Annotated in this window: 23 protein-coding genes and 6 pseudogenes; 20 read left to right on the top strand and 9 right to left on the bottom strand. The window is 68.2% G+C overall.

Annotated elements, in window-relative coordinates:
• Positions 1-115 precede the first annotated feature (115 nt).
• Entirely contained in the window at positions 116-871 is a 756-nt protein-coding gene (locus tag RV986_RS52340; RefSeq protein ID WP_475924125.1) for a transposase family protein, read from the bottom strand.
• A 242-nt stretch (positions 872-1,113) separates the two neighbouring features.
• Between RV986_RS52340 and RV986_RS52335 the strand changes: the two genes are divergently transcribed.
• The 4 genes from RV986_RS52335 (at position 1,114) to RV986_RS52320 (ending at position 4,248) form a co-directional block, all read left to right on the top strand.
• Positions 1,114-1,689, top strand: coding sequence for a PadR family transcriptional regulator (locus RV986_RS52335; protein WP_475924124.1), 576 nt, complete (start codon positions 1,114-1,116; stop codon positions 1,687-1,689).
• 76 nt (positions 1,690-1,765) lie between these two features.
• Positions 1,766-2,923, top strand: coding sequence for an epoxide hydrolase family protein (locus tag RV986_RS52330; RefSeq protein WP_450556521.1), 1,158 nt, complete (start codon positions 1,766-1,768; stop codon positions 2,921-2,923).
• Positions 2,924-2,985: 62 nt separating this feature from the next.
• Positions 2,986-3,387 carry a PPOX class F420-dependent oxidoreductase gene (locus tag RV986_RS52325; protein WP_475924123.1) on the top strand — a complete coding sequence of 134 codons (402 nt, stop codon included), beginning with the start codon at positions 2,986-2,988 and terminating at the stop codon, positions 3,385-3,387.
• Positions 3,388-3,729: 342 nt separating this feature from the next.
• Positions 3,730-4,248, top strand: a complete 519-nt coding sequence (locus RV986_RS52320; RefSeq protein WP_475924122.1) for a transposase domain-containing protein — start codon at positions 3,730-3,732, stop codon at positions 4,246-4,248.
• Between the two features lie 1,518 nt (positions 4,249-5,766).
• On the opposite strand, the pseudogene RV986_RS52315 reads toward RV986_RS52320, so the two are convergent.
• Positions 5,767-5,925: pseudogene (locus RV986_RS52315) on the bottom strand (transposase); the annotation flags it as partial.
• Between the two features lie 200 nt (positions 5,926-6,125).
• On the opposite strand from RV986_RS52315, the pseudogene RV986_RS52310 reads away from it, so the two are divergent.
• The 11 genes and pseudogenes from RV986_RS52310 to RV986_RS52260 form a co-directional block, all read left to right on the top strand.
• A pseudogene (locus tag RV986_RS52310) lies at positions 6,126-6,483 on the top strand (integrase core domain-containing protein); the annotation flags it as partial.
• Between the two features lie 291 nt (positions 6,484-6,774).
• Complete coding sequence (locus tag RV986_RS52305; protein WP_475924121.1) at positions 6,775-7,266, top strand: DUF2975 domain-containing protein; 492 nt, start codon at positions 6,775-6,777, stop codon at positions 7,264-7,266.
• Positions 7,266-7,487, top strand: coding sequence for a helix-turn-helix domain-containing protein (locus RV986_RS52300; protein WP_054237256.1), 222 nt, complete (start codon positions 7,266-7,268; stop codon positions 7,485-7,487). The genes RV986_RS52305 and RV986_RS52300 overlap by 1 nt, the downstream gene beginning before the upstream one ends.
• Before the next feature lie 40 nt (positions 7,488-7,527).
• Positions 7,528-7,665, top strand: coding sequence for a hypothetical protein (locus tag RV986_RS52295; RefSeq protein ID WP_475924120.1), 138 nt, complete (start codon positions 7,528-7,530; stop codon positions 7,663-7,665).
• Positions 7,666-7,689: 24 nt separating this feature from the next.
• Positions 7,690-7,773, top strand: a pseudogene (locus RV986_RS52290) (SDR family NAD(P)-dependent oxidoreductase); the annotation flags it as partial.
• An 85-nt stretch (positions 7,774-7,858) separates the two neighbouring features.
• Positions 7,859-7,984, top strand: coding sequence for a hypothetical protein (locus tag RV986_RS52285; protein WP_475924767.1), 126 nt, complete (start codon positions 7,859-7,861; stop codon positions 7,982-7,984).
• A 112-nt stretch (positions 7,985-8,096) separates the two neighbouring features.
• Positions 8,097-8,387, top strand: coding sequence for a hypothetical protein (locus RV986_RS52280; protein WP_475924766.1), 291 nt, complete (start codon positions 8,097-8,099; stop codon positions 8,385-8,387).
• 63 nt (positions 8,388-8,450) lie between these two features.
• A pseudogene (locus RV986_RS52275) lies at positions 8,451-8,789 on the top strand (isochorismatase family protein); the annotation flags it as partial.
• Positions 8,790-8,905: 116 nt separating this feature from the next.
• On the top strand, positions 8,906-9,553 hold the full coding sequence (locus RV986_RS52270; RefSeq protein WP_475924119.1) for an SDR family NAD(P)-dependent oxidoreductase: 648 nt from the start codon (positions 8,906-8,908) through the stop codon (positions 9,551-9,553).
• 33 nt (positions 9,554-9,586) lie between these two features.
• A complete protein-coding gene (locus tag RV986_RS52265) occupies positions 9,587-10,249 on the top strand; it encodes an MFS transporter (protein ID WP_475924118.1) in 663 nt (220 codons plus the stop codon).
• A pseudogene (locus tag RV986_RS52260) lies at positions 10,203-10,337 on the top strand (SGNH/GDSL hydrolase family protein); the annotation flags it as partial. The gene RV986_RS52265 and the pseudogene RV986_RS52260, both read left to right, overlap by 47 nt.
• 214 nt (positions 10,338-10,551) lie before the next feature.
• Here the strand turns inward: RV986_RS52260 and RV986_RS52255 are convergent.
• Entirely contained in the window at positions 10,552-12,150 is a 1,599-nt protein-coding gene (locus RV986_RS52255) for an IS1634 family transposase (protein ID WP_475924117.1), read from the bottom strand.
• A 244-nt stretch (positions 12,151-12,394) separates the two neighbouring features.
• Here RV986_RS52255 and RV986_RS52250 point away from each other — a divergent pair, with 244 nt between their 5' ends.
• The 3 genes and pseudogenes from RV986_RS52250 to RV986_RS52240 all read left to right on the top strand — a co-directional run.
• Positions 12,395-12,865, top strand: coding sequence for a helix-turn-helix domain-containing protein (locus RV986_RS52250; RefSeq protein ID WP_475922747.1), 471 nt, complete (start codon positions 12,395-12,397; stop codon positions 12,863-12,865).
• 26 nt (positions 12,866-12,891) lie between these two features.
• The gene (locus RV986_RS52245; protein WP_475918978.1) at positions 12,892-13,536 is read left to right on the top strand and encodes an IS630 family transposase; all 645 of its coding nucleotides are present in this window, start codon (positions 12,892-12,894) and stop codon (positions 13,534-13,536) included.
• Between the two features lie 89 nt (positions 13,537-13,625).
• Positions 13,626-13,904 (top strand): annotated as a pseudogene (locus RV986_RS52240) (DUF6518 family protein); the annotation flags it as partial.
• Positions 13,905-14,085: 181 nt separating this feature from the next.
• On the opposite strand, the gene RV986_RS52235 reads toward RV986_RS52240, so the two are convergent.
• From RV986_RS52235 to RV986_RS52215, 5 genes are all read right to left on the bottom strand, one after another.
• The gene (locus tag RV986_RS52235) at positions 14,086-14,703 is read right to left on the bottom strand and encodes a malonic semialdehyde reductase (RefSeq protein ID WP_475924116.1); all 618 of its coding nucleotides are present in this window, start codon (positions 14,701-14,703) and stop codon (positions 14,086-14,088) included.
• Between the two features lie 149 nt (positions 14,704-14,852).
• A complete protein-coding gene (locus RV986_RS52230; protein WP_475924115.1) occupies positions 14,853-16,871 on the bottom strand; it encodes an acetoacetate--CoA ligase in 2,019 nt (672 codons plus the stop codon).
• A gap of 16 nt (positions 16,872-16,887) precedes the next feature.
• Positions 16,888-18,510 carry a bifunctional 3-(3-hydroxy-phenyl)propionate/3-hydroxycinnamic acid hydroxylase MhpA gene (mhpA, locus tag RV986_RS52225; RefSeq protein ID WP_475924114.1) on the bottom strand — a complete coding sequence of 541 codons (1,623 nt, stop codon included), beginning with the start codon at positions 18,508-18,510 and terminating at the stop codon, positions 16,888-16,890.
• Positions 18,507-19,445, bottom strand: coding sequence for a fumarylacetoacetate hydrolase family protein (locus RV986_RS52220; RefSeq protein ID WP_475924113.1), 939 nt, complete (start codon positions 19,443-19,445; stop codon positions 18,507-18,509). The genes mhpA and RV986_RS52220 overlap by 4 nt, the downstream gene beginning before the upstream one ends.
• Positions 19,442-20,587: a VOC family protein gene (locus tag RV986_RS52215; protein WP_475924112.1), complete on the bottom strand. Its 1,146-nt coding sequence runs from the start codon at positions 20,585-20,587 to the stop codon at positions 19,442-19,444. The genes RV986_RS52220 and RV986_RS52215 overlap by 4 nt, the downstream gene beginning before the upstream one ends.
• Positions 20,588-20,724: 137 nt before the next feature.
• On the opposite strand from RV986_RS52215, the gene RV986_RS52210 reads away from it, so the two are divergent.
• Both RV986_RS52210 and RV986_RS52205 read left to right on the top strand, forming a co-directional pair.
• Positions 20,725-21,360 carry a TetR/AcrR family transcriptional regulator gene (locus RV986_RS52210; RefSeq protein WP_475924111.1) on the top strand — a complete coding sequence of 212 codons (636 nt, stop codon included), beginning with the start codon at positions 20,725-20,727 and terminating at the stop codon, positions 21,358-21,360.
• Positions 21,361-21,548: 188 nt separating this feature from the next.
• The gene (locus tag RV986_RS52205; RefSeq protein ID WP_475924110.1) at positions 21,549-21,785 is read left to right on the top strand and encodes a helix-turn-helix domain-containing protein; all 237 of its coding nucleotides are present in this window, start codon (positions 21,549-21,551) and stop codon (positions 21,783-21,785) included.
• 117 nt (positions 21,786-21,902) lie between these two features.
• Here the strand turns inward: RV986_RS52205 and RV986_RS52200 are convergent, their stop codons facing one another.
• Entirely contained in the window at positions 21,903-22,949 is a 1,047-nt protein-coding gene (locus tag RV986_RS52200) for a zinc-binding dehydrogenase (protein WP_475924109.1), read from the bottom strand.
• Positions 22,950-23,049: the final 100 nt, after the last annotated feature.

Genomic DNA, 23,049 nt, shown 5'->3' with positions numbered 1-23,049 from the left:
GCCTTGTCGGCGGGGTTGCATGTGCCGGACAAGGTATTTGGGGTGGCGTGGGCAGGCTCAGAGACGTAGATACGAGCGTGAGGATTGCTGCCAGATCAGTGAGCGTTTTCCAACCTCACATTGACGCGTGGTGAAGGACGAGGACGGCCTTCACCATGTCGGTGATCCGGTTGGTGCTGCAGCGGAGCTTCCGCAGAAGACGCCAGTCCTTGAGCGTGGCCATAGCTCGTTCGCCGACGCATCGGATCTTGGCGTGACTGGTGTTGTGGCGGCGCTTCCACCCCTTCAGACGGCGACCGCGGAACGGGACTCGAACAGGCCCGCCGGCGCCTTGATACGCCTTGTCCGCCCAGCACTTCAGGCCCGCCTCGGTGAGCGCGTCGATGATTCCGTGGTGTCGGGCAGCAGTGAGGTCGTGGGTCGATCCGGGCAGGGCGGGCGAGGCCCAGAGCAGGCGTCCGAACGGATCGGCGAGGACCTGGATGTTCATGCCGTGGCGCTTGTGTTTCCCGGAGCAGTACGGGGAGTCCGCAGCGATCCGGTCGATCGGCAGCAGAGTGCCGTCCAGGATCACGAACGCCTTCTCGCGGATTGTCCGCATCGCCTCGGCGAGTGAAGGCGCGAGGGCGGCCAGGGCCTCGACAGCTTCGCGTATATAGCGGTAGACCGTGGCGATCCCGATGTCGAATCCGGCAGCGAGCTGGGCGTAGGTATCACCGCACCGCAGGTGCGCGAGGGCGAGCAGAGCCTGGCGGCCGACGGCCAGACGTCGCCACCGTGTACCGATCTTCGCCCGCCGCGCGGCCAGTTGACCGGTAAGGAACCGCAGGGTTCGGCTGGACAGATCGATCGAGGATGAGTAGACAAGCATGCGAAGCTCCTGGCAGGCACGGGTGATCTTGGTCGAGAACCCGTCTACCAGGAGTTTTGTCGTTGCGCAGGGGCGTCCAACTTGTGGTCAGCATCGGGATGCTGGAAATCGCTCACTGTTCAGTCACGGCGGTGAGCTCGGCGATGAATCCCGTTCGTGACCTCGACGCGGTCGCTCCCGGAGCCGATGTTCAGCACATCGGCCGGTTGCCTATGAACGAGTACTCATGTAAGAGTAGTCGTATGTCATCGATCAGGTTGTTCATCCTCGACACGTTCGCGAGGAACGGCGAGATGCACGGGCATAGGGTGCGCCTCCAGGCCGAGCGGGAACATCTGCACCTGTGGACGGACGTGTCCGTGGGCAGCCTGTACCAGGCGATCAAGCGTCTGCTGGCTGAGGGCTTGCTCGAAGAGGTCAGGACCGAGAAGGAGGGCAATCTGCCCGAGCGTCAGGTGTACGGCATCACCGGTGAAGGGCGGCTGCGTCTCAAGGAACTCCAGTCCGAGAGTCTGCGCCACATCTGGATGAAGCCGGACCCGTTCGACCTGGCCCTCACCCGCCTGGACCCGGAGAAGCTGGACGAGCTCCACACGGTGATCGCATCCCGGCTGGATGAACTCGCCTACATGCTCTCGGACACCGAGGCGCTGAACGCCAACGCCATCGACGGCGGCTACCTGACGGTGAGCGAGGCGCTAGCGGTCAGTCACAGTGCGCACAGGCTGCGCGCCGAGATCGCCTGGCTCCAGGAGGTCCTGGACGCGGTGCCCGAGATTGTCACCGATGAACGGACCCGTCAGCCCGACACCCTCTGAATCACCGGATTCCGCCCCCCCTTGAATCCACCCGCGTCGCAGTCGGCGCGGTATCGCCCGGTAAGGAGCACGCCCCATGTCCGAACTCATCGAACCCTTCACCCTGTCCGTGCCGGAGGAACAGCTGACCGACCTGCGTGAGCGGCTCTCCCGCACCCGGTGGCCCGATCCAGAGACCGTTCTGGACACCAGCCAGGGACCCCAGCTGGCGAAGCTCCGCGCGCTGCACGACTACTGGCTCAACACCTACGACTGGCGGCGGTGCGAGAAGACCCTCAACTGCTTCGGCCAGTCACGCACCATCATCGATGGTCTGGGCATTCACTTCCTCCATGTGCGCTCGCCTGAGCCGGACGCCCTCCCGCTGGTCATGACCCACGGATGGCCCAGCTCCGTCCTCGATTTCCACAAGGTCATCGGCCCACTGACCGATCCCGCGGCCCACGGCGGTGACCCGCGGGACGCCTTCCATCTCGTGGTGCCGTCGCTGCCGGGATTCGGGTTCTCCGACCGGCCTACGGAACCCGGCTGGGGATTCCCCCGGGTCGCCGATGCCTGGATCACGCTGATGGACCGGCTCGGCTACCGGCGATGGGGCGCCCAGGGCGGCGACCTCGGATGCGCGGTCACCGACGAGATCGGCCGCAAGGCCCCCGACGGATGCGTCGGGCTGCACCTCAACTTCGCCATGTTCCCGCCAACGCCCGACGAGATCCGGGACGCCACCGAGCACGAGCAGGCAATGCTCGACAGCGCCGCCTACTTCTGGGAGAACCTCTCGGGCTACGCCAAGGAGCAGGCAACCCGCCCTCAGACCATTGGCTACTCCCTCGCGGAGTCCCCCATCGGCCTGGCTGCCTGGATCTACGCGATGTTCCAGGACACCTGCGGCACGCCGGGGGACGCGGAAGCATCTTTCACCCTGGACGAGCTGCTCGACGACATCATGCTCTATTGGCTTCCCAACACCGGGACGTCCTCTGCGCGGACCTACTGGGAAATGGCACGGTCGGCACGGCCCTCCGCGCCGAACGCCGCCGCACCGATCACACTGCCTACCGGATTCAGCATGTTCCCGGAGGAGCACGTCCGGAAGTCCCAGCGCTGGGTGGAACGCCGCTACAGCAACGTCGTCCACTTCAACGAGCTTGAGGTGGGCGGGCACTTCGCGGCCCTGGAACAACCGGCACTCTTCGTTGACGAAGTCCGGACCACCTTCCGTTCCTTGCGCTGAGCGCACCGCCGGCATCGGCACCTCCTAACCGACAGCTTCCCCCCCAGGAAGGGCGATACCTCATGACACCCCTGCCCGGCGAACTCCTCAAACTGCTGAACCGGCCCAGCCCCTGCTTCATCGCCACCACCATGCCGGACGGCTCGCCTCAGCTCACCCAGACCTGGGTCGACACCGATGGTGAACACATCCTCATCAACACCGTCGAGGGCTACCGCAAAACCAAAAACGTTCGACGCGACCCCCGTGTGGCCGTCAGCATCGCCGACCCGGATGACACCTCCCGCTACTTCTCCGTACGGGGACGCGTCACCAGCGCCACGACCGACGGCGCCGCCGAGAGCATCGAACACCTCGCCCAGAAGTACACAGGCCACCCCTACGCCTCGTACGGCGGCCCGGGCCAGACCCGGCTCCTGCTGACCATCACCGTCGACTCCGTCATCCATTCCCCCATGCACTAACCTCGTGCTTTCATGAGCGTGCTCGTCCATGCCTGATTAAATAAGCGGAGAGTGCTTCTGACCTGCAATGCCGGTGATTTAGTGCATCGGTGCAGGTGGGCGCCATACGGATGGTGATTTTGGGTGCGTAGGCCCCTGGGGCGCATGCGGAGATTCGCCCCGATCTGATGATGCGCCAGATGATCTCGGGACATGGCAACGGGGCTCCCGGTAGGACAGAAGATCGACCAAGATCCGACTGTCTGCAAGGGAGCCCCGTTGGGCGCTCAGTCTGCCATCACTGCTGCCTCAATCGTCATGCCGACGCCCCGTCCGATGTCTCCTCGAAGTCCCCGTAGGCGGTTGGAGCCGCAGTTCGGCGACCGGATCCGGCTCGGCGTACTCACTGAGGAGATCACCCCCGAAGTGGTCGACGAGGTACTGGAGTTGACCGGAAGGGCAGAGTGCCGTCGCAGGCTTCTGCCAGCCCGCGCGGTGGTCTACTTCGTCCTGGCCCTGTGCTTGTTCAGCAGCTCCGACAGTGCCGGGCCACCGGGATACCGGGTGGTCCTGCGAGCCCTGACCGAGAAACTGCGGCACCTGCCCGGCGGCCTCGTCCAGCGCCTGCCCACCAGTTCGGCCCTCACCAGAGCCCGCCAGCGCCTGGGCGACAAGCCGTTCCAGGCGCTCTTCGAACGCCGGTGCGGCGCCCAGGCGACACCCGCGACCCCGGGAGCGTTCGCCTTCGGCCTGCGGCTGGTCGCCTGGGACGGCACCGCGCTGGACGTGCCGGACACCCGGGGAATGCCGCCGCGTTCGGATTCACCGGCCGCGACGGCACCAACAAGAGCGGAAACCCTCAGGTCAGGCTTATGGCCCTGATCGAATGCGGCACCCACGCCATCATCGACGCGGCCTTCGACTCGATCGCCAGATTCAGCGAGCACAAGCTCGCCCGCCGCCTGCTCGCCTCCCTGCGGCCCGGCATGCTGCTGCTGGCCGACCGTCAAAAACCGGCTGCGCGGCGCCGGCTTCATCCTGCGCTCCAAGACCCCCGAGCTCATCTGCCAGGAGATCTACGCACTCCTCACCGTCTACCAGGCACTATGCGCGCTCAAAGTCCACGCAGCCGAACAGGGCGAGGTCGATCCCGACCGGATCTCCTTCACCACGACGGTGCAGCTCGCCCGGCTCACGACCGCCGGACAGACCGCAGCGAACCCGCAGACCCTGTGCGCCGCCCGACTCGAAGCAGTCCAGGAACTCCTCAACGACCTCCTGCCCTCACGCCGTGACCGCCGCTGCCAACGACTGAAGAAGCCACCGAGGAACACCTTCGAAGCCAAACGCCGGGACGAACCCCGCCCTCCGAGCCAAGTCAGCTACTCACTCAAAGTCACAGGGAACCCAGGACACCTATCCTCACCTGCGAAAACACCCTAAATCACCGGCATTGTTCTGACCTGCAACGATGGGACCTGTCTAGGGTCCTGTTGGCTGCACGGAAGGAAGCACTCTCCAGGTGAGCAAGCGTATCGGGGTGTACCCACGTGTCCGCCTCGAGGGTGGTGGCAGCGGGGTGGTCTCGCAGGCCGGGGCAGTGCTGCTGGTCGAGACAGTCGATCTGACCGACTGAGGGGACCGGCCCTCCGGTACCCGGGGCCTACGGCCCGTGACGGCCGGCAGAAGTCAGGACCCGTCGGGGCAGGACCATCTCAAGATTCTCATGGTGCGGAGATCGAAGTCGACCTCGATCGATTCCGGTGCACTGTTGCTCGTCACGCGTGCACGGACGGTGTCGGCCCCGGCGCTACGGGGGTCGCCGACGGTGAAGGTGGTGGTGGCCTCCACATCCCCACACGTGGCCGCCAGGTCGCCGGCTCCGCGGCCTTCGAGAACAACTTCTCGCTTCAGTGCCGTGTCCGTGAAATACGCGGTCATCAGCTTCCGCAGCTTCGACGTCGAATGCCGGGTGGCGAAGGCATCCGGCAGAACCGAGTAGTAAGCCCGCATTTTCTCCTGGGCCGCTGATATTTTGGAAACCTCACCGAGGCGGGCGGGATCTTCCGCCGATCGGTCCGCGCCCACGGAATTCCAGTAGGCGCCCGCACCGAGTGCCGCCACGACAATCGCCGCAAGGGCGGCAGAACGGGTACGGCGTTGACGGCGTCGGATGCTTCGGCGACGCAACTCCTCTGCGGACACCGGCCAGTCCACCCGAACACTCTCCAACTGGGCGACGCTCTCGGTAAGCCAGACAGGACGCTCGTACTCACCGGACATGGTCCACCTCCTGGTCCGGCAGGGAGGAAAGGTGGCGGGAGAGTGACAGGCGCCCGCGGACCAGCCGGACGGCACCGCCTCCCGAGGCCGGGCGCCCGGCTTCGCAATCGCGGCGGTGATGCCACGGCGTTCGCGGTCCCGCAGCACCCACTCACGCAGGGTCGCCCGGTTGACGCCCAGGTCAGCAGCGATGCTCTTGTAGATCGCCCCGGGTGTGGACTCGTACAGGGCCACGGCATCGGCCTTGAACTCGTCCGAGTAGTCCTTCATCGCCATCGGCGGTCTTCTCGCTTCCTCCGGATCAAGCAGATCCAGTATCAGCGTGTCCACCACTCAGGGGGAGGCCCCGTTACCTCTGCCGAGAAACTCATCCGCCCAGGTGAGAGCCGGTGTGCGGGATGCGCGGGGTCTTGAGCACGGACGCTCCAGTCGGTACTCTCGCGCAGTTGGCGATCACCCCGGCATGATGGCCAGGCCGCCGGATCCGGGTCCTGGGCGCCACTGCGCACCCCACCGCCGTGTGGGTGACGCAAGCCGCGAAGAACCTCGTCATGGACCTCGAAGACGCCGGTTGCCGGGCCAGTCTCCTGATCCGGGACCGGGACCGGGACCGGGACGGGAAGTTTCCCGCCCTGTTCGGCACCGTCCTCCAGTTCAAAGACTTCTCCAACTCCCACCGGCCCCGTCAAGACATCGTCAACGCCCGCCCGCTGCACCCTTTACCGATGCCGATCACCAATCTGGAGCAGAATTCCGGAGCAGATCACCCACCTCGACATACGACGACGCCAACGACCCGGCGGCATCCTCTACGAGTACCAACATGCCGCCTGAACTCGGCGGATAAGGTTCTCGGCAAGGACAACGTGTACCGGAACTCCCTCGGTGATCCGGCGGACAGCGGGGTGTACGCGCAAGGCTTCGGCGTAGTCGCATGGCGTCCGATTTGTGGCTAAGCGAGGTCGACTTCGGCAAGATCGAAAACCTTCGCATCGCGCCATGCCGCGGGAGGGGGCGGCGGCATCCCGCCATGGTGCGAAATCGCCGCCCGCCCTTCGACCCAACCCTTGCTTCACCTATCGAGATTCGATAGATTCCCATCGTAGATCGATGGAAGGATGGGTCATGGGAAGCCTGACAGTGCGCGCGCTGCGCGCCGTGCTCGTGGTGGTGCTCACCGGCACCGTGTTCGTACAGGCATTGATGGTGTGGGCGTTGGTCAGCGGGAGTGACCCGGAGGACGGGTCGCTCCCGCTGACCCCGCTGCGCGTGATCACGATCCTGGGCATCGGGACGGCCCAGGTCGCCCTGGTCTGTGTATGGCGACTGGTAACGATGGTGCGACGCGGAACCGTGTTCTCCCACGCCGCCTTCCGGTACGTGGACGTCATCATCGGCGCGATCGTTGCAGCTGCTCTCGCGTGGTTCGCGGTCACGGCCCTGAATGCGCCCGGCCAGCGGGACGACCCGGGCGTCACCCTCATCATGGGCGGGATTGGCGTGGCCATCCTGGGAGTCGCGCTCATCGTGCTCGTACTGCGGATGCTGCTCGCCCAGGCAGTCGCCCGCGACGTCGAAGCGGCGCAGATGCAGGCCGAGTTGGACGAGGTGATCTGATGCCGATCGCCGTCGACATCGACGTGATGCTGGCCAGGCGGAAGATGTCCGTGGGCGAGCTCGCAGACCGCGTAGGGATCACGCCCGCCAACCTGGCGGTACTCAAGAACGGCCGCGCCAAGGCGGTGCGCTTCGCGACGCTCGCCGCGCTCTGCGAGGTGCTCAAGTGCCAGCCGGGCGACCTGCTTCGCTGGGAGGCCGAGGACACCGCGGGCGAATGAACCGTGCCTGCCGACGCGTCATCGCCGATCCCGCCCTGAGGTGCTGGTGAACACCCTCGGGGCGTTCCGTCCGGGAGAGGCGGTCGCCACTACGCCCGAAGACCTGCAGATCATGCTGGACGTCAACCTCGGCGCCGCGCTGTGGCTGAGTCAGGCGGTTGCGCCGTACATGCGCTGACGCGGCGGGGGCGCCATCGCGCACATGTCCGCCCGCCCTGCGACCGAACCGACCGCCGGTATGGCCGCCTACAGCCTCGGCAAGGCGGCGCTGAACCATCTCGTCCGCATTCTCGACCTGGAGCTGCGCCCGGACGGCATACGCGTGAACGCGGTGGCGCCGCAGCCTCCTCGACACGGCCAAGAACCGGGCGGTGTTCCCTCCGGAGGCGCTGGCGCACGCTGTCCGGCCGGAGGCGATCGCGAACGCCATCGCTTTTCTCGTCGGCGACCTCGCAGTGCACATCAGCGGAGCTGTCGTGCCCGCCTACGGCGCCTAGCCCGATCATCCACGACCAAGATCCACCCCCTCGGCAGATCCTCAGCCCGGACAGGTCGGACCCCGTACGTCATCCACCCCATGTACGTCACCACCGCCCGAAGGGAACCACCATGTCATCGAGGAACCGCCGTTCGTTCCTTGCCCGGAGCGCGGCGCTGGCGGCCGTACCCACGGTCGCCGCGCTGGCCGACGGCGCACTCGCCGGCCAGGCATCCGCCGCCGCTCTGCCCGACTACGCGCCGATCCCGCCGTCCGCGCTCGGTCCCGCCGTCAACGCGCAGGGCTACTACGTCGGTCGGGTCGAGAAGAATCTGTACTGGGTGACCGACGGCACCTACCAGGCGGCGTTCCTGACGACCCGTGAGGGTGTCGTGGGCCGCGACAAAGGAGCACGACGATGACCAAGGACCGTTTCCGAGCGTATGACCTCGAACATCTCCTTCTGGTAGGCGACAGGCCGCAAGCGACTGATCATCGGCGGACTGCACACCGAGATCTGCCTGACGTTCGCCTCCGTCCAAGCGCTCAAGGACGGCTACGAGGTCATGTACGTGACCGATACCGTCGGTGGCCGTTCGCAGACCGCGCACCGCACCGCCATTGAACGGCTGGCGCATGCCGGCGCGGTTCCGACCACGGCACTCGCGGTGGTCACCGAACTCTTCCGTGACTGGGCGACGCCGCTGGCCGGGCCGGCCCGCGAGGTCATCAACTGCTACTTCAACGAGGTACCGAAGCTGACGGACGAGGTCGGCGTCGCGGAGGCGGAGAAACTCGCCGCGGCAAGCCAGAAGGGGCAGTGAGATGTCGGGCCGGCTGGCGGGAAAGGTCTGCGTTGTCACCGGCACGGGCGGGAGCATGGGGCGCGCAACCGCCTTGGGATTTTGCCCGGGAAGGCGCCCAGGTCGTCGGTTGCGACGTGACGGTCGAGGCGGCGGAAGTGACCGTCGGAATGGTGCGCGCCCAGGGCGGCGAGATGGTGTCGCTGCAACCGTGCCGTCTCAGTGATCCCGCCGAATGCGCACGGCTCGTCGAGTTCGCGCTGAGCGAGTTCGGCCGGATCGACGTCCTGTTCAACCTCGCCGCCAGGACCCACTTCAACTGGCTCGAAGACACCTCCGACGAGGACTGGGACGACGCGCGCCGGGACGAGGTCGACTTGGTGTTCCACCTCACCCGGGCGGCCTGGCCCCAGCTGAAGGCCAGTCGCGGCGTGGTGGTGAAAATGGCGTCCCTGAATGGATCTCTCAGCTTCAAACACTTCCCGTCCCTGTCCCACACGACGAACAAGGCCGCGGTCATCGGTATGACGCGCCAACTGGCCATGGAGGGAGGCGAACACGGGATCCGCGTCAACTCGATCTCGCCGGGCCTCATCGAAAGCAACGCCACTCGCGACGAGTTGGAGGACGACGAGTTCGCCCGCCGGATGCTCGACCGAACGCTCCTGGGCCGAGTGGGCCGGCCCGAGGACGTGGCGAACGCCGCGCTGTTCCTCGCGTCCGGCGAAAGCTCGTACGTGACCGGCATCGACCTCGTCATCGACGGCGGCATGAGGGTCTGGTGACCGACGTGGTCCGGCACAGGTGAGGGAGATTCCATGCCCAGCAGCAGTACTGACGTGGCGCCTGCGGCTCAAGGACGCCGCTACACCTTCGGTTTCTGGACCGTCGCGATCGCATTCCTGATCGTCATAACGGTCTCCACACTGCCCAGTCCGCTCTACGGTCTCTACCGAACGCGAGACCACCTCTCGGCCTTCACGATCACCGTCGTCTACGCGGTCTTCGCCGGCGGAACGATCGCCACGCTGCTTGCGGTCGACTCCATCGCCCTGCGCATCGGGCGCCGGGGCGTCATGCTCGGCGCCGTCGCGACGATGATGGCGGCAGCGGGCCTGCTCGCCGCGTGGAAGGATCTGCCCGGACTTCTCATAGGGCGCCTGCTCACCGGGGTGGCGGTGGGCCTGGCCGCCGGCACCGCGATCACCTACCTCATCGAGCTGCAGGCCCGCGCGAATCCGAACGCGTCCATGGTCCGTGCCCGGACCATCGGCACATCGGTGAACGTCGGTGCACTCGGAATCGGGCCGTTGATCGCCGGCTGCCTCGCGCAATGGGCGAAGTGGCCACTGACCTTGTCCTACCTCCTCTTCGTCGCGTTGGGGGCGGTCGCTCTCGTCGGTCTGGCAGCCGTGCCGGAGACGGGTGCGCCAAGGCCCCGGGCGGCCGTCGGGGGACGGCCGGACAGGCGCCCAGTTTAGCGCTGAGCTGGGCAAAGCCTTCTGGATCACCCCTGCGGACCACACAAACCCCGGCCCTGTGACGGACTGGCGACGGGTGGAGCCCTAACCCGGAGCCCCGCCCCGCTGCCATGCACCGTTAAACGCAGGGCCTCACCCGCACGACACCTGCGGCCGACGCACCGACGTCACGCCGCAAGTCGTACAGCATCCTGAGCAAGGACCTGCGTCCTGCCGACCTCAACGACCGGCCGCCTGTAGCTCACGGCGAGCCCGGAGCGTGTGATGAACTCCACTAGTTCCGTACTTCGCGGGTCGTTATTTCAGGTCTGTGGCCAGCGGGTTCGTGTGATGTCGGTGTCGAGGAGGTCGAGGAGGTGGAGTTGGATGCCGCGGCTGATCTGGACGGTGGGTGGATCGGTGACGCTGCCGATCCGCAGGGTGAGTTCGCTGAGGTGGTAGAAGATCATGCGTCCGGTGGGACGGACCCGGCGGTTGTCCGGGTAGAGGCCGGTCATGGTCTGCTCGCCGCCGAGGGCGCGTCTGGTCTGCCGCTCGATGAGACAGAAGACGAGCAGAGCCAGGCAGATGACCTGGATCAGGGCGGCGACGCGCCGGTTGTGCTGCACGAAGACCGGGGCGACCGCGAGGGGGCCTTTGAAATCGTGGTAGCGGCGTTCGACCGTGCCCTGGCCCTTGTAGTGGACCAGGATCTGGGCCGGGTCGGCCCACTCGGCCGGGATGCTGGTCAGCAGTGCGTACCAGCCGTCCACCGCGGCTTCGGCATCCAGGACTTCCTGGTCGAAGTGCCAGACCAGGGTGGGGGTTTCGCATTCGTCTTCGGTGACCGTCCAGCGCAGGCACGAGACCACGTGGCGCTGGGCGGCAATGACCCCGATGCGGGCCGTGATCTTCTCGCGGGTCTTGTAGTGCCGACCGCCGGAGGCGCCGGCGAGTTTGGCCATCTCCTCACCGGCCCGGGCCAGACGCTTTTCGCGGGCCCTGCGCTGGCCGGCCGCAACAGCGGAGGAGTGCACCAGGATCCGGCGCACTCGGTGCACGGGCTCCCGCTTGCGGCGCCCGGCCAGGGTATGGACGTCCTCCAGGACCCGGTAGCTCTCGCGCTGATCGGCGGGTTTGCCCGCGTCCCGCTCCGGCACCCAGTCCACTGCCTGGGCCTGAGTGGCATCCAACGCGGCATAGACCTCGTCCTTGACCTGGGAAGCCGGGACAGGGGCGATGAAGTCGACTCCGGCCGCGAGCAACGCGGTGACATTCGCATACGACACCAGTTTGGAGTCGGCGACCATCAGGAACTTCCGTTCACCGGCCATGTCCCGCAGGTCCTTCATCGCCCCGACGACCTGGCTGACCTCGGCCGCTTTGCCGCCCAGGACCCGGGCATGGACGGGGACCGAGCCGTCGGCGGACACCGCGAGCCCCGCCTGGACCTGCTTCAGGTCCACCCGCCGGTCCTTGGGACGCCCGTGAGCGATGACCGGGTACCGCTCGTCCTGGTCCTCGACGGGGTAGGCGCCGTGAACCGACATGCTGGTCATATCCCAGTGCAGTCTCGACACGTCGATCCCGAACTCGGCGATGGCCCGTGCGCCAACAGTGCCCGCGATCTTGTCCAGACAAGGCACGATCGCGTCCAGAGCCCGGGCCAGGCGGTCGTCGTTGAGCAGGTCCGCCTCGATACCGAAGACCTCCTCCACCGCCCAGGTGCGGGCCCAGTCACTGACCCTCACCAGCGGTGCCGGCGAGGTCAGCCGGTTGGCCACCAGCGCCTCGATCACCTGCCCGTGGGTCAGATGCGCGCTCGCACCGCCCGGGCACACCTCGTCGACGATCCCAGCGACATCCAGCCAGCGCAGAAACTCGGCAGCGACAGGCAGAGCGCCCAGACGCTTCTCCACCACGGGCGTCACCACCACATCGAGGCGCTGACGCACAGACCGTGGCCGCGGGGACCGGGAAGTCATCGACACACCCCGCCCAACGCCGTATCACCGGCCCGGGACACCCCCAGACCGGTCACACCATACGAATCAACGACCCGCGAAATACGGGACTAGTAGCGCGTCGCTGCTTAGTTATGGCATGTCTGGTTGGGATGCTGGCGTCTGGTGGGTACCTTCCTTTTTCCCAGACAGGACTGTCGTTGTGGGTTCGCAGAAGAAGCGGCCGGTCAAGTTGACCGCGCAGGATCGTGAGGAGTTGGTCCGGGTGACCACGACGGGTGTTCGTGGGGCCTCGATGATCATGCGTGCGCGGGTGCTGCTTGCGCTGGACACCTCAGTGGGTGACGTGGATTCCAAGGAGGTGATCGCGGCCCGGCTCGGCGTCTCCGGTGAGACGTTACGGCTGGTTGCCAAGCGTTTCGCCGAGACCGGTGGCGATGTGCACGCCACGATCGCGCGGAAGAGACGTGACCTCCCACCGGTGCCCTCGCCGGTGACCGGCGAGGTCGAAGCCCGACTGATCGCGATGGCGTGCTCACAGCCACCCCAGGGCTATACCCGGTGGTCGCTGCGGCTGTTGGAGAAGCACGTCGCGCTGGCCGAGGACATCCCCGATCTGGACCACTCCACCATCGGGCGGGTCTTAAAAAAACGGAACTGCGTCCTCATCTGAGAAAGTGCTGGACCATCCCACCACGGGTGAACGCGGAGTTCTCGGCCCGGATGGAAGATGTGCTGGCCGTCTATGCCCGGCCCTACGACCCGGCACGTCCGGTGGTGTGCATGGACGAGAAGCCCTACCAGCTTCTCGCCGATGTCCGCGACCCGCTCCCGGCCCGCCCTGGTCACGACGCTTGCCGGGACAGCGAGTACATCCGCTGCGGCACGTGCTCGATCTTCGTGTGGGTCGAACCCCTGCGTGGGTGGCGTCGCGTTCAGGCGCTGTCCCAGCGGACCCGGATCGACTGGGCCGGCCAGGTCAAGCAGCTGCTGAGCGTGGACTACCCCGACGCCGAGGCCGTGGTGCTGGTGATGGACAACCTCAACACCCACGGCATCGCCTCACTGTACGAGGCATTCGAACCAGAAGAGGCATTCGCCCTGGCCCAACGCCTCGAGATCCACCACACGCCCAAGCACGGGTCATGGCTCAACATCGCCGAGATCGAACTCTCCGCGCTGACCCGGCAATGCCTCGACCGCCGGATCAGCGACCTCGACACCCTCAACACTGAACTCTCGGCCTGGCAGAACGCCACCAACACTGACCAGCGTCAGGTGGACTGGCAGTTCACCACCCACGACGCACGCATCAAACTGCGCCACCTCTATCCCAAAAATTAGCCGCGACAATCTACTAGTCGAGGCCTGCGTGCCGTCTTTGGGCCCCCTGGTGGATGTCGCCGTGACGACCACCACTCCCACCTGAAGCGTGGAGCCAGGTTGCCAACTCCGTTGTCGTCTGGTCCGCTGTCGCGTTCGCCGCCGGAGTTCTGCTCTGCCCGCAGGGCCCCTTGGTGCGGGCCGCGATCGGCGGCCTCGGCGCCGAGGCAGGCCTGATCATCGGGTACTACGGATACGCTGAATTCGGACGCGACGCCATGAAAAGATGCGCTCCCCGCCTACGCCCTCATCGAACTGCCCCTCCAGGCACTCACTCTCCGCATGACACGCGGCACCTCATGATCACCCGGACTGCAGCCACTCGTTGATGGCCGCTAGAGGACGGTGGCTTCCAGAAAGTCCATCACAGCCACCCCGGGCAGGGAAAAAAAGGGCGCCGGTACTCAGGAGAGCACCAGCGCCCACGGCATGGCACCTCTCACTCCTACGCCGACCGCTCTCGGGCTGATCGGACTTCGGATCCCCCGCGCCCAGGCGGCTGCAGTGCCGTCAGGCCCAGGCGAGGGCGTCCTCGACGGGCACGCGGGGCAGCCGCGGGAACCACGGGTCGGCACCGGGGTGACCGATGCTGACCACCAGATGCGAGCGCCAGCTGGTAGCGGCGAAGAACTCTCCGTCCACGCCGGCCTTGTCGAAGCCCGCCATGGGACCGGCCGCGAACCCCGCCGCACGCACCGCGAGCAGGAAGACCCCGGTCTGCAGTGCCGAGTTGTAGGCCGCGATGGTCTCCCGCGTCTCCATCTGGCCGGCGAACGCCGCTCGCAGCATGTCGCCGCGAGCCGGGAAGACTGTCGGCATGTGCTCGTGGAAGTCGACGTCGTACGCCAGGACCGCCACGGCCGGCGCACTGAGCGTCTTGGCCCTGTTGCCCTCGTCGAGGTGCCGGACGAGTCGCTCCTTGCCCTCGCGGGTGCGCACGAAGAGCGCGCGCAGAGGCTGGCCGTTGGCGGCGCTCGGCGACCAGCGGGCGAGTTCCCAGATCATGGCCAGTTCGTCGTCGGCAACGGCCACCTCGGCGAAGGTGTTCGCGGTGCGGGCCTCGGTGAACAGCACCTTTCGTCCGGCGTCGTCGAGGACATCGAGGGCCTGCGGTTCGCGGTCGGTCATGCTCATCATTTCTCTCTTACTTCGGTTGTGTGTGGTGCCGGGGCGGGTTGACCGCCCCGGCACCACCCCCTGGGGACGGGGTTTACGGAGCCGGGCAGGGCACAAGGACCCGGTGCTGTCACGTGGGCCTGTGGTCCCCTGGCCCGACGTCAGGTGTCGTGCGCTGACCGCTTGTTCCGCTCCGCGCCCAGGCGGGCGAAGTAGGCGATCAGGTCGGGATTGTCGACCGCCGCGGGGTTCAGGACCTGCTCGGCAGGGGCACCCTGGAGCAGGCGCTTGACGGGAACCTCGAGCTTCTTGCCGGTCTTCGTGTGCGGGAGGGCCCGTACGGCGATGATCTCGTCGGGGACGTGGCGGGGTGAGGCGCCGGTGCGGATCGCGTCGCGGATCCGGACGCGCAGGGAGTCGTCCAGGGCGACCCCGTCGGCGAGGACCACGAAGAGCGGCATCCAGTAGCCGCCGTCGGGTTCCTCCGCGCCGATGACGAGAGCCTCAGTGATCTCGGGGAGGCGTTCGACGACATCGTGGATGTCGGCACTGCCCAGGCGCACGCCGTTGCGGTTGAGGGTGGCGTCGGAGCGGCCGTGGACGATCACCGAGCCGTGCGAGGTGAGCGTGATCCAGTCGCCGTGCCGCCACACACCGGGGTAGGCGCCGAAGTAGGCGTCGCGGTACCGGCTGCCGTCGGCGTCGTTCCAGAAGTACAGCGGCATGGACGGCATGGGCCGGGTGACGACCAGTTCGCCGACCTGGTCGAGGACAGGGGTGCCGTCGGCTCCGTACGCGGCCAGGGCCACGCCCAGGTTGGGGGCGGACAGCTCCCCCGCCCAGACGGGGGTCGTGGAGGCGCTGCCGGCGAAGCCGGAGACGATGTCCGTGCCGCCGCTGGTGGAGGCCAACTGGACGCCGGCGCCCACGTGGTCGCGGACCCAGGGGTAGGCGGATGCGGGCAGAGCGGAGCCGGTGCAGCCGACGACGCGGATCGCCGACAGGTCGTGCACGGCGGGTTCGATGCCCAGCTTGGCCATGGTCAGCAGGTACTGCGGGCTGGTGCCGAAGACGGTGACCTTGTGGCGGGCCGCCAGCTCCCACAGGACGTCCGGACGCGCCTGCGGAACCGGGCTGCCGTCGTAGGTACATGTGGTGGCACCGGTCAGCAGGGTGGAGACGACCAGGTTCCACATCATCCAGTGGGTGGTGGTGAACCACAGCAGGCGGTCCCCGGTGCCCAGATCGGTGTGCAGGCCGAGGGTCTTGAGGTGTTCGAGCAGGACCCCGCCGTGCCCGTGGACGATGCCCTTGGGCAGTCCGGTGGTGCCGGAGGAGAAGACGACCCACAGGGGGTGGTCGAACGGCACCGGGGTGATGGTGAGGTACTCGACGCGGGTGGCCGCGTCCTCCCAGGGAACCGTCAGCCCGGTGTGCCTGTCCTCGGGCCAGGCAAGGCCCACGTGGTCCACGAGCACCGTGGCCTTCAGCGTCGGCAGGGCGGCGGCGAGTTCGAGCGAGGCGGCGCGGCGGTCGTGGGTGGTGCCGTTGAAGAGGTAGCCGTCCGCGGTGATGAGCACCGTGGGTTCGAGCTGGGCGAAGCGGTCGGCGGCGGCCTTGGGTGCGTAGTCCTGCCCGCACACCGACCACACCGCGCCCAGGCTTGCGGTGGCGAGGAAGGCGATGACGGCGTGCGGGGTGTTGGGCAGATAGCCCACCACCCGGTCGCCCTGTCCGACGCCCAGGTCGCGCAGGCTGGCAGCGACGGAGGCGACCCGGGCGCGCAGCTCCAGGCCCGTGATCTCATAGCCGGCTCCGGTCTCGTCCAGGGCGGTGATCGCGGGAGCGTCGGGCCGCAGGTTGCGCAGCGCGTGATGGGCGTAGTTGAGGGTGGCGCCGGGGAACCAGCGGGCGCCGGGCATGGTCTCCTCGGCCAGCACCTCCTCGTACGGAGTCGTCGCGTCGATGTCGAAGTACTCCCACACCGCGGCCCAGAACCCTTCGAGGTCGGTGACGGACCATTGGTACAGGGCTCGGTAGTCCGTGGGGTCCTGGATCCCTTCGGCGCCCCGGTGCCTGGCCGCCCATCGGGCGAAGTCCGCGATGCGGCTGTGGGCGGCCGACTTCGGGTCGGGAGTGAAGAAGGGTTCCGGATACGGCGCGGGGTGCGGGGTGGTCATGGTGTGGTACTCCTCGTCAGGCGGGCCGGGCGTCGGCGGTACGGCGGGCCGTGTGCAGCAGGCGGGCCCAGGCGACGGTGTCCGTGAAGTCGCCGGTGCCGGCCGGGACGGTGTCCATCACGACGCGGTCGGGGCGCAGCAGGACGGCGTCCAACCGGCCGCGTGCCAGCCAGGCGGCCAGGGTGCCGTCGTCGCCCAGATCGTCGACGCGGATCGTCGGAGCGCCCAATGCCGTGGCCACGGCCGTCATCTGCGACGTGGGCGGCACAGCGGTCAGGACGGCGAAGGAGTCCCCGAGGACGTCATCGAGGCGCACTCGCCTGCCCTCGTGCCGTACCCAGGGCTGCGGGCAGAAGGTGCCGGCCAGCACGCGGCCGGTCAGCGTGGGACGGCGCCGTACGAGTGGACCGGCGGTCAGGGCGGGACTGAGGTCACGGCTCACCGCCGCGGTCACACCGGGGATGCGACAGGCCGTGCCCACGACGGCCCGGCGGAGCGCCGCACCGCGGTCCTGTCCGCCGGTCATGGCCCAGCCGACGGCGACCGCCACGCGGATCACATGGCGGGCGTGCGGCTTGCGCTCGCCTTCGTAGGTGTCCAGTAGCCCCTCGTGTGCGCCATGTTGGAGTACGCGGGCGAGTTTCCAGGTGAGGTTGTGGGCGTCGCGCAGGCCCGTGCACAGACCCTGCCCGACGAAGGGCGGGGTGAGGTGGGCGGCGTCGCCCAGCAGGAAGACACGCCCCCTGCGCCACCGGTCGGCGAGGCGGGCCCGGAAGGTGTACTGCGCCTGCCGGATCACCTCGAAGTCGTCGCCCTGCGAGGCGTCGGGCGGCAGGTCCACCCAGGGGGCGACCAGCTCGCGCAGGCGCTCCCATCCGTTTGGGCCGTCCAGGTTCTGGTCGTCGGCCAGCCTGAACTCCCAGCGGTAGCGGTCCTCGCTGACGCGCATGAAGGTGGCCGGCTGGGTGGGAGAGCAGATCTGCTCGGCGCCTTCCCAGGTGCGCACAGGGAGGCTGGTGCGCACGTCGATGACCCGCCAGCTCTCCTCGAAGTGCAGGTCCTCCCACACGGCGCCGATGGCGTCACGGGTGAGGCTGCCCGCGCCGTCGCAGCCGAGGACGGCATCGGCCCACAGGTGCTCGTCCTCGTCGGTGCCGTCGCGACGAAGGGTGACCCGGACCGGACCCGTCGGATCGTTCGGTCCGTCGGTGTCCCGTGCGACGGACTGGGTGACGGACACGACCTCCACTCCGCTCCACAGCTCGCACTCCGGGCGGCGCGCCAGGGCGTCGCGCAGCAGGCGTTCCAGCTCGGGCTGGTCGAACATGCTGGTCTGCGGGAAGCCGTGGTGTCCGTGCATGGACCGCGGGAATTCGGCGATCACGCGGCGCCCGGTGTCCAGCAGCCGCAGTCCGGGCGCCGGGCGGGCGAGGGCGGCGAACTCCTCGTGGACACCGGCGCTCTGCAGGATCCGGCGGATCTCGTCGTCCACGACGACGGCGCGCGGCAGAGGGTAGATGTCCCGGTGACGTTCGAGGAGCAAGCTGCGCACTCCGTGCCGGGCGAGCAGCAGGGCGGCCATGACCCCGACGGGTCCCGCACCGATGATCACCACCGGTCTCCGGGATGCGGCTTTCATGATGCGTCCGTAATGGGGGTCCGCTGCTCGCCGAGGTCGATCCGTCCGTCCGGGGTGGCGATCGTGGCGGTGACGAGGTCACCCTTGCGCAGGTACTTGGGGTTCTTGGCCTGGCCCTTGAAGAACGCCTTCCACTTCAGTGCGGGCGGCAGCAGCGCAGCGATCTTCTCGGCCGCCTTGGGCGGCGCCTTCAGGGCGGTGCCGCCGGGTGTGCCGGTCAGCAGCAGGTCGCCCGGGGCGAGGGTCTGGAAGCGGGCGAGCAGGGTGAGCGCCTGTGCGGGCCGCACGATCATGTCGGCCAGCGTGCGGTCCTGGCGCGACACGCCGTTGACCGACAGCTGCAACCGCAGGTTCAGCAGGTGAGCGAAGTCCTCGGGCTCCAGCAGGGTCAGGTACGGACCCGTCGGCGTGAAGGTCGGATAAGACTTGCTCTCGTAGAACTGGGTCTTGGTCAGCTGGACGTCGCGGGCGCTGACGTCGTTGGTCAGGACGAGGCCGGCGACGTAGTGCGGCAGGTCCTGCTCCTCGACGACGGTGCCCACGGGCAGGGTCGCGCCCATGACGAGGCCGAGTTCCACCTCGTAGTCCAGGAACTTCACGTGTGCGGGGCGGATGATCGTGTCATGGGGGCCGCTGACCGAGCCGGACGCCTTGCGGAAGAAGGTGGGCGGGATGTCGCCGGTGAAGCCCGAATCCTTGGCGTGGCTGCGGTAGTTGACCATCTGGGCGACCACCCGGCACGGGGTGGTGACCGGAGGCAGCGTCACCAGGTCGGCGACGGGCGTGCCGCTCTCGGCGGAGGCGGCGGCTTCGCGGACCGCATCCCGGTCGGCGAGCAGTTCGGCGGTGGTGACGGCCTTGGTCTCGATGCGGACGGCGCGCTCGTCCCGGACGACCCACCAGCCGTCGGTAGTGCGCAGAACGTTGGTGCTCATGAGCTCATCGCTTTCATCAGGCCCAGCAGGCGTGCGGGGTCGAGTTCGTTGTCGCCGCGCAGGGCCGTCATGACCTCGCGCAGCTTGGCGGGGGAAGGGTTGGTGCCCAGGAAGTCGCGGGTGACCGGCGGGCCCCACTGGGCCAGGCCGCTCGCCGACATCGGCGCCCAGCCGGACTCCAGGTCGCAGGAGAAGAGGTCGCCGTCGGCGAAGTGCTCCAGCATGAAGTGGTCGGGGTCGCGCCAGTAGTCGAACAGCTGGCTGCCCTGGATGTGCCGGCCGATGCCCCAGCTGCGCTGGTAGCCGCGCTCGGCCAGGTACTCCCCACCGGCGGCGATCGCGTCGAGGTCGGTGACCTGGTAGGCCGAGTGGACGTAGCCGGTTCCGGGCCCCAGGTGCAGGGCCAGCGTGTGGTGATCGACGGCCACGCTCCCCTGGTCGCACCGGACGAACGCCATCGTCGGCCCGCGCCCGCGCTGCCCGTCCAGGAACAGGAAGTCGGACACGATCATCCCGAGGGTGTCCAGGTACCAGTCCAGGGTGCGGGCGAACACCCGTGTTTCCAGCACCACATGGCCCAGCCGCTGGATACGGGACGGCTCACGGGGCGGACGCTGGGTGGCGTTCGTACGACGGTGATCGGTACCGAAGTTGAGGATCAGCGGCTCCTGCTCGGGCAGCGCGGGCAGCTGCTCGGCGCAGTGCACGACCCGGACCGGCAGGCCCGAGGGATCGAGCAGGGCGACCGACTGCCCACCGCCCGGTACGCCGATGTCCCGGACGGTACTGCCGGTGGCGCGGGCCAGCCGGTCCAGGTCGGCCCGCTCGGCCGCGCGGAACGCCGGCCCGATGAACCGGGACGCACGCCCGCGCCGGATGACCATGCAGGGTGAGCCCGCGAAGGTGCCGCGCAGCCACAGCTCGCCCTCGGTGCGGGCGGCGATCGCGAACCCGAAGTCACGCGCGAAGACCTCGGCCTGGTCCAGGTCGGGCTTCTCGAACTCCAGCCAGGCCAGGTCGGCCACCTTGATCACGGGATTCCGGGAACGTCCGGGGTGCTCGCCGCGCAGGGCGCCCTGCTCACTGTGGAGGTCTTGGTGGGGCGTCTGGGGAGCGGCCCTGTTAACGGGGGTGTGGGACATGGTGTCCTCCAAGCAACACTGCTGTAATGAGGAAATCATCAACTTTGCCGTTACCCATCGTCAATAGGGTGGAGTCAAATAATTGATGATCTCATCAGTAATGGCAGACCCATCGCGACGGTTGTTACACTCGCCGCATGCCGACGTCAGCCCCGCCCAAGAACCGCTTCGAGCGGCGCCGTGCCGAGACCCGTCAGGCGCTCGTCCGTGCGGCCCGGCAGATCCTCGCGGAGACCGGGGACACCAGCGCCAGCATCCAGGCCATCGCCGAGCGCGCGGACGTCGGTTTCGGCTCCTTCTACAACCACTTCGAGTCCAAGACGGAGCTGTTCGACGCCGCGGTGACAGACGCCCTGGACGAGTTCGGGCAGGTCATAGACGAGCGCGTACAAGGAATCGACGACCCGGCCGAGCTCGTCGCCGCGGGCTTCCGGCTCACCGCCCGCATGGCCGACTCCCACCCTGAACTCATGCGGATCCTGCGGGACCGCGGTCTGGCCTACATCCACTCCGACCGCGGACTCGCCCCGCGAGCCCTGCGCGACCTGGAGAACGGCATCGCCTCGGGCCGCTTCACCTGCCGCAACGCGACCACCGCCCTGTCCGCCTTGGGCGGCACCCTGATGTCCCTCGTGGCGCTGCGGCTGGCCCGCCCCGACCTCGACGGGGACGAGGCCGCCTCCGACCTGGCAGAGATGGTCCTGCGCATGCTCGGCGTCCCGCCGGACGACGCCCGCGAAGTCCCCCGGCGCCCGCTGCCCGACCTCGACTGACAGCTCTGGGGCCCGGCGTCCAGAAGGGATGCTGGGTCCCTGCGTGCTTGCGCTGGGCGGCTACTTCAGTGCCGCCAGGGCCGCATCGACTCCCGCGATGGGCGAGGCCGCCGCCCTGGTCCACCGGTCACCGCTGTGCGACGGCCTCGTCGAGCGCTTCGAGGCCGACTGGCAGCAGGCCACCCCCCGTGTTCGGCAACGAGGCCCAGGAAGCGGAAGAACAGCCTGACCTCAGCGAGGACGACCGTGCTCTGCTCCACCCGCTCCACCCACTCCACGCCGGGCTGACGGACGAGACCATAGCCCGCCAACTCGGCCTCGGCGAACGCACCCTGCGCCGCCGGATCACCGGCCTGACCACCCGCCTCGGGGCGACGAGCCGATTCCAGGCGGGTGCGCAGGCGGCCCGTCGCGGGTGGCTCTGAACCGCCTGTGGTTCAGGGGGGTCGGGAGCGAAAGACTGTGGGCGCCGGTGCTCCCTCAAGCACCGGCGCCCACTCACCCCTGCCCGAGGTGGTCTTGGTGAACTTTCTGTTCAGTTGTCAGGGGACGAGGATGAGGCGGATCGGGTCGCCGATCTTGTTCTCCAGCCGGTTGACCGCGGCGGCGGCCTCGGCGAGCGGTATGTGGTCGGTGATGGAGGGGGCCAGGTCGAGACGGCCGACCTCGGCCAGCCGGACCAGGTCGGTGACGGACTCGGGGGTGCCGCCGTAGTGGCCGCGCACCTGCTTGCCCAGGTAGTTGAAGGTCAGGCCCTCGCTGATGGTGATCGGCCTGGGGCTGATGCCTACCAGAATGAGGACTCCGTTCAGGCCGAGCGCGGCGGCGGCCTGCTCACGGACCGCCGGCACGCCGGCGCAGTCGAAGGCGAAGTCCAGGCCCCGTCCGCCGGTGGCCGCGCGGACCTGGTCGGCGAAGTCGTCGGCGGCCGGGTCCAGGGCGGCATCCGCACCGAAGGCCAGGGCACGCTCCCGGGCGCCGGGCAGCGGGTCGACGGCGATGATCGGCGCGGCGCCGGCCAGGCGGGCGACGCGGACGTTGTGGGCGCCGACGCCGCCCACGCCCCAGATGCCGACGGACTGGGCGGGGCGCACCCCGGCGGTGGCGACGACGGCGGCGTAGGGCGTGGAGACCGCGTCGGGGATGATCGCGGCCTGGTCGAAGGGGAGGTTGTCGGGGATGGGGATGAGGGTGTCCTCGCGGGCGAGGGTGTACTGGGCCCAGCCGCCGTCGTAGTCGATACCGGCGGTGAGCATCTGGGTGCAGGGGCGATGGCGCACGCAGCCGGCGCACTGGCCGCAGGTCTTGCCGGCCTCCAGGGTGACGCGGGTGCCGACGGTCAGGCCGCGCTTGAGGTCGGGGCCGAGGGTGTGGATCACACCGGAGACCTCGTGGCCGACGGTGACCGTGTCGGAGGTGGCGAACAGCGGGACGAGGGAGCCGTCGATGAGGTGGACGTCCGAGAGGCAGACGCCTGCGGCCTTGACCTCGATGAGGACCTCGCCCGGGCCGGGCACGGGGACGGGGACCTCCTCCACGGCGAACTTCTTGCTGTCCAGGTGGAAGCGTCCGGCGAGCATGGTGTCCATGGTGCTCTGCTTTCTGTGAGCGGCACTCCCGGCGGTTCGGGCCGATGGGGTGCCGTGTGGTGGCTCGTGGGTGAGTGGTGGCCGGGAGGGGTGCGGCTGT

It is taken from the genome of Streptomyces sp. RLA012, from assembly GCF_056270325.1.
This window is presented reverse-complemented; position numbering and strand designations above follow the sequence as displayed.